Below are 8,889 nucleotides of genomic sequence, written 5' to 3' on the forward strand. Positions count from 1 at the left end.
TCCGCCGGCGGCGCGAACCGCTGCGCCTGATGCTCCGGCCGCAGCCAGCGGTTCCGTCCCCGCGCCTCTTCCGTCCGCCGCATCCAGTTCAGCGCCACGAGCCGCGCCAGCGCCTCCTCGGCCGAGGCCTCCGCGGGCCAGCCATAGGCCGCGGCCACCGCGCGATCGAGCCGGTCATGCAGGTCGTCGAGCAACAGCACGAGGCCGTCGTCGAAGACGCGCCGCTCGTCGGGCGTCAGATCGCCCGGCCGCGCCCCCGCCCGCAGCCGCTCGCGCACGTTGTAAAGCGCCGTGACGGTGAGGCGCGGCCGCGCGCCGAGCACGCGCCTGCGATGCCCGTCGATCTCCTCCGCGAGCGCCGCGATCAGCGCCTGCTGGCCGGACGTGGCGACGGGAAACGGGAACGGATCGAAGCAGCGGGATTTCGAGTACCGGGGATCGTTTCCGATACCCTGACGGCCTCCCGCCGCCAGCGCCCACAGAACGTGGATGCGCGACGACAGCACGCCGAGGTGAAAGGCGCAGTCGCTGGCGACCGCGACCACCATGTTGTCCGGCAGCACGGCGGCGTCGAGGAACTGGAACACCCGGTGCTTGGCCGTCTCGGTGGTGGCGATGAAGCGCGGCAGGCCTTCGAGGGCGGGGCGCAACTCCCGCCGCGGCTCGCCGTGAAGCCACCATTGGTCCCGATAGGTCGCGCGGTTGTTGCGGTCGCGCTCAGGCTTCACCGTCGCCAGAAGATGTTGATAGAGCTCAGGCCAGCGCCGACGTATCTCCGCCTCGTCAACACCGAGCAGATCGATCACAAAACGGTCCCGAGGTCTCGCCGTCAGGTCCCGGCCGCCAAGGTAGGGCCGAACCCGCTTGTCCGTCACCGCGCCGCACGCCTCTTCCCATGCCAGCGCCTGAGCCGGCGCGACGATGAACCCCGAGCCATGCAGCTTCACGCCGGGGCAGCACAGTCCGTCATTGGCGCGAAGGGCGGCGGCCTTGGTCACGTCCGCCCCGACCGTCAGGTCGGCGTTGATGCGGCCGACGCGCTCCGCGAGTTCGATCGTCGGCGCGTCGGTGTCGAGCGCGTCCTCCCGCGTGACCCGCCGCAGCGCGCCGTCCTTCGCGCCGGCCTCCGCAACCGTCATGGCGATGCGCACCGCGGCGCTGTCCGGGGCGGCCTTGGTCCAGGGATGGTCCGGGATCGCCATCACCAGCGCCACCGGCCGTTCCGCCTCCATGTGGCGCTGGAGCGTGCGGCGCTGGAACAGCTGCGAGATCGAGTTGGTGGTGACGAAGCCGAAGCGCCGCAGCGGCGTCCCGTCGGCCGTCAGCCGCTCCGCCGCCCGGTCCCACCAGTACATGACGAAGTCGGCGCTCTCGTTCATGTGCGGGTGCGCCGCCCACAGGGCTTCGGCGTAGCGGGTCCCGAGCCGCTCGCGGATGTCCTTGCCGCCGATGAAGGGCGGATTGCCGACGATGAACTCCGCCTCCGGCCAGTCCGGCCGGCGCGGCGGGCCGTCGCCCTCGGCGAGCACCGCGTCGCCGACCGTGATGTTGCCGAAGGCGCGCAGGATCGGCTCGCCCGGCGCGCCGCCACGGGTGCGCGCATGCCATTGCAGATAGCCGATCCACAGCACCAGTTCGGCGATCGAGGCGGCGCGCGGGTTCTTCTCCAGCCCGAGCAGCTGCCGCAGGTCCACCGTGTGGCCTTCGAGCCCCGACAGCCCCTCCTGCCCGCCGAGATCGGCCAGCGCCTCCAGCGCCTCGCCCTCGAGCCTCTTCATCATCTCCAGCGTCACGTACAGAAAATTACCCGTCCCGCATGCGGGATCGAGCACGCGCGTCGAGCAGAGCCGGCGGTGGAACGCCGCCACCACGCCCCGCGCCTGGGCGATCCGGCCTTCGCCGCGCAGCCGCTCGGCCGCGCCCAAGGCCGCCGCCCAGTCGGCGCGTAAAGGTTCGATCACGGTGGCCAGCACCAGCCGCTCCACATAGGCGCGGGGCGTGTAATGGGCGCCGAGGCTGCGGCGCTCGGCCGGGTCGAGCGCCTTCTCCAGCAGCGCGCCGAAGATCGCGGGCTCCACCTCGCGCCAGTCGAAGGCGGCGGCCGCGCGCAGCTCCGCGATGTCCGCCGCCTCAAGCGGGATCACCACCGGGTCCTTGAAGAACGCGCCGTTGAACCGCGACACCCGGCGCTTGAGCGCGAAGGCGTAGTCGCCGGTGTCCATGGCGCGCCACAGCTGGCCGACCATGGGCTCGAACAGGGCCGGGTCCGCCTCGCACTCCGCCAGCAGCGCGGAGAAGGCGCCCTTCGGGATCAGCTCCACGCTCTGCGCGAACATGGTGAACAGCAGCCGCATCAGGAACTGCGCCACCTCCTCGGCCTCGTGGCCCCGCGTCTCAAGCTGGCGGGAGACGGCGGCGAGGCGTCCCGCGATGGCGCGGGTGACGCGCGCCGCCTGCCGGGTGGGGTCGAGCGACTGCGGGTCCGACCACGCCCGCGCCAGCCGGTCGCGGATTTCGGGCCGGCGCAGATCTTCGAGATAGACCCGAAAACCCTGCCGGTCCGGGAACTGATCGTACGCTTTGCCGTCCTTCCGGAAGTTGGCGTAGAGCTCCAGGCAGTGGCCCACGTCGCAGACGATGACGAAGGGCGGCGGCTCGTGGCCCTCGGGCAGCCAGCGCACATAGCGCTCGGCCTGGTTGCGGGCGTTCATCATCAGGACGTCCCAGGCCTTGTCGGCGCCGCGCCGTCCCGGCGTCGCGGGGGCCGGTCCGCGCTCCTCCACCATGGCCTTGGTCGTGCCCGGCCAGCGCGACTGCTTGGCCTCCAGCACGAAACAGCCGCGGCGATAGAGGTCGATGCGCCGGTGGGAGACCGAGCCGTCGCGCAGCGTCTCCCGCACCACGCGCTCGAACACGTAGTCGTTGTCGCCCTCAACGGAGGCCGGCTCCGGCCGGGGCGCCCCGAGCACATCGGCGAGCTCGGTCAGGAACAGCGCGTAGTTCGCCCGCTCCTGCCCGCCCACGCGCCCCTGCCAGCGGGCGATGAACGCCTCGATCGCCTCACTCGCCATGGCCGCCCCCGACCGTGCGGAATGCACACGCGATGCGTGCATGGGCGAAAGCGATTCTCAATCTAAAAGTGCATAAACGTGAAAACACCCCTAACGCGGGAAAGGCCCGCGTCCATTGGCGGGTTTGACTTGTCCTCCTCCCTCGGGCGCTAAAACAGTCAGGCCGACAACGCGGGGAGACGGACCGATGGCGGGAGCGCTCGACGGCGTTCTGGTGGTGGCGATGGAGCAGGCGGTGGCGGCCCCGGTCGCGACCTCGCGGCTCGCGGACGCCGGCGCCCGCGTCATCAAGCTGGAGCGTCAGGGCGGCGACTTCGCCCGCGGCTACGACGACTGCGTGTTCGGCCAGTCCACCTATTTCGTGTGGGCGAACCGGGGCAAGGAAAGCTGCCAGGTCGACGTGAAGGATCCGGCCGATCTGGCGCTGGTGAAGGCCATGATCGCCCGGGCGGACGTGTTCATCCAGAACTTCGCGCCGGGCGCCATGGCGCGGCTCGGGCTCGGCGCGCGGGAGCTTCAGGCGCGGCATCCGCGCCTGATCTGCTGCGACATCTCCGGCTACTCCGCCGGCACGCCCGACCACGACCGCAAGGCCTACGACCTGCTGATCCAGACCGAGACCGGGCTGTCCGCCATCACCGGCGGCGCGGAGAGCGGCCCGTCGCGGGTCGGCGTCTCGGTCTGCGACATCGCCACCGGCCACGCCGCCCACGCCGCGATCCTCGAGGCGCTGATCGCCCGCGGCCGCACCGGCGTGGGCCGCCACATCGAGCTGTCGCTGTTCGACACGCTCGCGGATTTCATGAACGTGCCCTACCTCACCCGCCGCTACGGCGGGCGCGAGCCGGCGCGGCTCGGCCTCGCCCATCCGTCGATCGCGCCCTACGGCGCCTTCCGCATGACCGACGGCGAGGTGGTGATCGCGATCCAGAGCGATCCGGAATGGCGCGTCTTCTGCTCCGAGGTGCTGGACGCGCCGGAGGCCGGCGCCGACCCGCGCTTCGCGACCAACGTCGACCGGGTGGCGCACCGCGCCGCCTGCGACGCGCTGGTGCAGGCGGCTGTCGGCCGCTTCAGCGTGGCGGAGCTGACCGACGTGCTCGACCGCCATCGCATCGCTTATGGCCGCATCTCGACCTTGAGCGATCTCGTCGGCCACCGCAGCGCCGCGACCCTGCCGGTGGAGACGCCGAACGGCGTGGCGGAGGTGCTGGCTCCGCCGGCGGTGGTGGACGGCGCGCGGCCGACGCTCCGCCCCGTGCCCGCCGTCGGCCAGCACGACGCGGCGCTCAGGGCGGAGTTCCAGCCTGCGCTCGTGGACGCCGGAGGGTGACGGCCGATACGGCGCTTCAACCCCAGACCGTCATCCGCGAGGACGACTTCATTCGGAGCGTCGCCGACGCGCTGCAGTTCGTCTCCCACGTCCATCCGGCGGATTTCGTGCGCCATCTCGCGGCCGCCCACGACCGGGAGCAGAGCCCCGCGGCGCGGGACGCCATGGCGCAGATTCTCGTGAACTCGCGCATGGCCCTGATCGGCCGCCGGCCCATGTGCCAGGACACCGGGGTCGCCGCCGTGTTCCTGAAGGTCGGCGTCAACGTGCGCTTCGCCACCTCGCGGGGCATCGAGGAGCTGGTCAACGAGGCCGTGCGCCTCGCCTATCTCGACGAGGCCAATCCGTTGCGCGCCACCATGGTGGCCGATCCCCTGTTCGAGCGGCGCAACACCGGCGACAACGCCCCCGCCATGACCCATGTGGATCTGGTTCCCGGCGACCGGGTGGAGGCGATCGTGGCCGCCAAGGGCGGCGGATCGGAGAACAAGGCCCGCTTCGCGCAGCTCAACCCGTCCGCCTCGGCCGAGGACTGGATCGTGGAGACGATCGCGACCCTCGGCGCCGGCTGGTGCCCGCCGGGGCTGATCGGCGTCGGCGTCGGCGGCAGCGCCGACAGGGCTATGCTGCTCGCGAAGGAAGCCCTGTTCGAGCCGATCGACATGCTGGACCTGATCCGGCGCGGCCCGGCCTCGAAGATCGAGGAGATGCGGCTGCGGCTCTACGAGCGGATCAACGCGCTGGGCCTCGGCGCCCAGGGGCTCGGCGGCCTCACCACCGTGCTCGACGTGAAGATCCGCACGTTTCCGACGCACGCGGCCTCGAAGCCCGTGGCGCTGATGCCCCAATGCGCCGCCAACCGCTACGTGCGCTTCGCGCTGGACGGCTCCGGCCCCGCGACCTTCACCGCCCCCTCGCCCGCGGACTGGCCGGACGTCGTGCGCGACCGCACCGCGGACGCCGCCCGGCCGGTCGATCTCGACCGGCTGACCCGGGACGAGGTCCGGTCGTGGACGGCGGGCGACCGCCTGCTGCTGTCGGGCAAGCTGCTCACCGGCCGCGACGCCGCGCACAAGCGCATGGCGGAGATGATCGCCCGCGGCGAGCCCCTGCCCGTCCCGCTCAACGGCCGCGTCATCTATTACGTCGGGCCGGTGAAGGCGGTCGGGGACGAGGCGGTCGGCCCCGCCGGCCCCACCACCGCCACCCGCATGGACGGCTTCACCGAGACCCTGCTGGCGCAGACCGGCCTGCTCGCCATGATCGGCAAGGCCGAGCGTGGCCCGGCGGCGGTCGAGGCGATCCGCCGCCACGGCGCGGCCTCCCTGATCGCGGTCGGCGGCGCGGCGATCCTCGTGGCGCAGGCCGTGAAGGCCGCGCGGGTGCTCGCCTTCGACGATCTCGGCATGGAGGCGATCCACGAGTTCGAGGTGGAGGAGATGCCCGTCACCGTGGCGGTGGACTCGACCGGCGCGTCGATCCATGTGCTCGGCCCCGATCTCTGGCGAAAGACCTGACGCAATGACCGACGCGCCCGCCTTCACCCCGCTGGATCATGGCTGGGAGCTGTTCCCGGACGGAGGCTTCATCGATTTCGTCGGCCCGATCTACGTGCGCCGGCGGGAGAACGGCCTGCGCTCCTTCGGCTTCATCGCCGAGCAGAAGCACGCCAACCTGATCGGCGTGGTCCATGGCGGCATGCTGATGACGCTGGCGGACCGGGCGCTCGGCGTCGCCGCCTGGGACGCGGCCGACGGCCGGCCGAGCGTCACCATCCAGTTCGACATGCAGTTCGTCTCAGCCGCCCAGATGGGCGAGTTCGTGGAGATCGACCCGCAGGTGTTCCGACTCACCTCCTCGCTGGTGTTCATGAAGGGGGTCCTGCGCGTCGGCGAACGGGAGGTCGCGGGCGGATCGGGCGTCTGGAAAATACTAAAACGCTGACGCGCCACTGGTAATCCAGTAAGCGACTGAATATTCAAAGGACTGACTGAAACGGTATGCGAGGTCCGCTGGCCCTCGGGCGGCGATCGGAACGAAGCGATGCTGACGAAAAAGGCGAAATACGGCCTGAAGGCGATGGTGGACCTGGCGCGGCTGGAGCCCGGCCGCTCCACCTTCGTGGCCGACGTCGCCGAGCGGAACGCCATCCCCAAGAAATTCCTCGACGCCATTCTCGGCGAGCTGCGCAACGCCGGCATGCTCTCCAGCAAGAAGGGCAAGGCCGGCGGCTACCAGCTCGCCAAGGCGCCCGAGGACATCCTGATCGGCTCGATCGTGCGCGCGCTGGACGGGCCGCTCGCGCCCATCAACTGCGCCAGCCGCTCGGCCTACATCCCCTGCGACGACTGCGACGACGTGGAGACCTGCCGCATCCGGCTGATGATGCTCGACGTGCGCGACGCCATCTCCGAAGTGCTGGACAAGCGCACGCTGGCGGAGCTGCGCGACATGGGCGACGGCGCCATGCAGGCGTTCGTCTACCAGATCTGACCGCGCTTCCGCGGGTCTACGTAGTTTACCTTATACCGTAGTCACGCCATTGTCGTTTCCGGGGCATGCGACTCGGGACAGACGGGCATGGGCGTTTTCGGCGATCGCGAGGCGCGGGCGGAGGCCCGTCGCCCGGCGGCGACGCATCCGATTCTGGCGGGGCTCGGGCCGGACGGCCTCGCGCGCCTGCGCCCCTTCATGCGCGACGAGCGCCACGACCGGGGCGCCGTCCTCGCCGACAGCCGGGCGCCGCTGCGCCATGTCCATTTCATCGTGGCCGGCCTCGTCGCCGTCATCGCCCGCGACACGGCCGGCGTCGGCGCGGAGGCGGGGCTCGTAGGGCCGGGCGGGCTGATCGGCGTGTCCGCCGTTCTGGGCGCCCATCCGCCCTTCCCCCGGATCGCCGTCGCCGTGACGCCGGGCGAAAGCCTCACCGTCGAGATCAAGGCGATGGAGAACGCGCTCGCCACCGCCCTGGCGTTGCGCCAGAGCGTGATGGCCTACGCCGGAACCCGCATCAACCAGAGCGCGCGCATCTGCGCCTGCGCGGCGCTGCACAGCGTCGAGCAGCGGCTCGCCCGCTGGCTGCTGGAGGCGTTCGACCTCGCAGGTCCCGGCGCGCTGCTGGTCACGCACGCGCAGCTGTCGGACCTGCTGGGCGTGCGCCGCGCCAGCGTGACGGCGGGACTTCAGATGCTGGAGCGCGACGGCGCCATCGCCTGCGGGCGGGGACGCGTGGAGCTTCGGGACGTCTCCCGGCTCGCCGCCCGCTCCTGCGGCTGCCAGCCCCACGCCTCCGCCTGACGGCTCAGTCTTCCGGCGCGTCGACGATCGGGTCGTACTGGCCGGCGTCGAAGCCGAGCAGGTTCCACGACTGCGCCATATGCGGCGGCAGCGGCGCGGAGACGTCGAGCACCTTGCCGCTCGGCAGCGGAATGACGAGGCGGCGCGCCAGCAGGTGCAGCTTGTTCTGCAGGCCGCCCGGCAGCTCCCAGTTCTCGACGTTGAAGTATTTCGGATCGCCCACGATCGGATGGCCGATGTGGACGCAATGCGCGCGCAGCTGGTGGGTGCGGCCGGTGACCGGCTTCAGAGACAGCCAGGACAGCTTCGGCCCGGCGTTGTCCACCACCGCGTAATAGGTCAGCGCGTGGCTCGCGCCGCGGTCGCCGTGCTCGGCCACCTGCATCAGCTCGCCCTCGGGCCCGTCGCCCTCGCCCTTGGCGAGATAGGTGGAGATGCGGCCCTGCCGGGTGCGCGGCACGCCCGGAACCAGCGCCCAGTAGACCTTGCGGGTGGCGCGTGACCGGAACGCGCGCGCAAGCTCCGCCGCGGCGAGCCGCGTCTTCGCCGTCACCAGCACGCCGGCGGTGTCCTTGTCGATGCGGTGGACGAGGCGCGGCTTCTGGCCCGCGCGATCGGTGAGCGCGGCGAGCATGCCGTCCACATGGCGCGTGGTGCCCGAGCCGCCCTGCACCGCGAGGCCGTGGGGCTTGTTCAGCACCAGCACGTCCTTGTCCTCGTAGATCGCGATGCTCTTCAGGAACTCGGCGTCCTTGGAGAGCGCCGGCGCGCGCACGATGGCGGGCTTCGCCGGCTCGTCGGCCGCATCCTCGTCCTTCAGCGGCGGCACGCGCACCACCATGCCGGCGGAGAGCCGGGTCGCGGTCTTGGCGCGGGCGCCGTCCACCCGGATCTGGCCGGTGCGGCACAGCTTCTGGAGATGGCCGAAGGCGAGCGCCGGGAACCGCTCCTTGAACCAGCGGTCGAGCCGCAGCCCCTCCTCCGCGTCGCGCACCGGGATCGACTGCACCCCGGCGGCCTTGCCGGGCAGAGCCGGCAGCGCCTTGGGCACCTCGCGCACATCCTCAATCGCCGGCTGGGCGACGGGCCTGGGCGACTTCGGCTTCGCGCCGGCGGAGCCGGGCGAACGGAACGCCGCGTCCGCCGCCGCCTTCAGGGCGCCGCGGGTGGAGCGCGTCCCGGCGGCGG

Annotated in this window: 7 protein-coding genes; 5 read left to right on the top strand and 2 right to left on the bottom strand. The window is 71.6% G+C overall.

Annotated features, from left to right (window positions below; translation table 11 throughout):
* Nucleotides 1–3,071, bottom strand: a 3,071-nt coding sequence (locus ACFQ4O_RS12310; protein WP_378775986.1) for a class I SAM-dependent DNA methyltransferase, incomplete at its 3' end; no start/stop codon positions are given.
* A gap of 187 nt (nt 3,072–3,258) precedes the next feature.
* On the opposite strand from ACFQ4O_RS12310, the gene ACFQ4O_RS12315 reads away from it, so the two are divergent.
* The 5 genes from ACFQ4O_RS12315 (at nt 3,259) to ACFQ4O_RS12335 (ending at nt 7,701) form a co-directional block, all read left to right on the top strand.
* Nucleotides 3,259–4,404, top strand: a complete 1,146-nt coding sequence (locus tag ACFQ4O_RS12315; protein ID WP_378775987.1) for a CaiB/BaiF CoA transferase family protein — start codon at nt 3,259–3,261, stop codon at nt 4,402–4,404.
* A complete protein-coding gene (locus tag ACFQ4O_RS12320) occupies nt 4,401–5,921 on the top strand; it encodes a fumarate hydratase (RefSeq protein ID WP_378775988.1) in 1,521 nt (506 codons plus the stop codon). Before ACFQ4O_RS12315 ends, ACFQ4O_RS12320 begins: the two co-directional genes overlap by 4 nt.
* Before the next feature lie 4 nt (nt 5,922–5,925).
* The gene (locus ACFQ4O_RS12325; RefSeq protein ID WP_378775989.1) at nt 5,926–6,348 is read left to right on the top strand and encodes a PaaI family thioesterase; all 423 of its coding nucleotides are present in this window, start codon (nt 5,926–5,928) and stop codon (nt 6,346–6,348) included.
* Nucleotides 6,349–6,447: 99 nt separating this feature from the next.
* Nucleotides 6,448–6,897 (top strand): RrF2 family transcriptional regulator, encoded by a 450-nt coding sequence (locus ACFQ4O_RS12330; protein ID WP_378775990.1) that lies wholly within the window; start codon nt 6,448–6,450, stop codon nt 6,895–6,897.
* An 87-nt stretch (nt 6,898–6,984) separates the two neighbouring features.
* Nucleotides 6,985–7,701: a Crp/Fnr family transcriptional regulator gene (locus ACFQ4O_RS12335; protein ID WP_378775991.1), complete on the top strand. Its 717-nt coding sequence runs from the start codon at nt 6,985–6,987 to the stop codon at nt 7,699–7,701.
* 4 nt (nt 7,702–7,705) lie between these two features.
* Here the strand turns inward: ACFQ4O_RS12335 and ACFQ4O_RS12340 are convergent.
* On the bottom strand, nt 7,706–8,889 hold a 1,184-nt coding region (locus ACFQ4O_RS12340), incomplete at its 5' end, for an RluA family pseudouridine synthase (RefSeq protein ID WP_378775992.1).

The organism is Methylopila musalis, from assembly GCF_042679725.1.
GTDB classification, from domain to species: domain Bacteria; phylum Pseudomonadota; class Alphaproteobacteria; order Rhizobiales; family Methylopilaceae; genus Methylopila; species Methylopila musalis.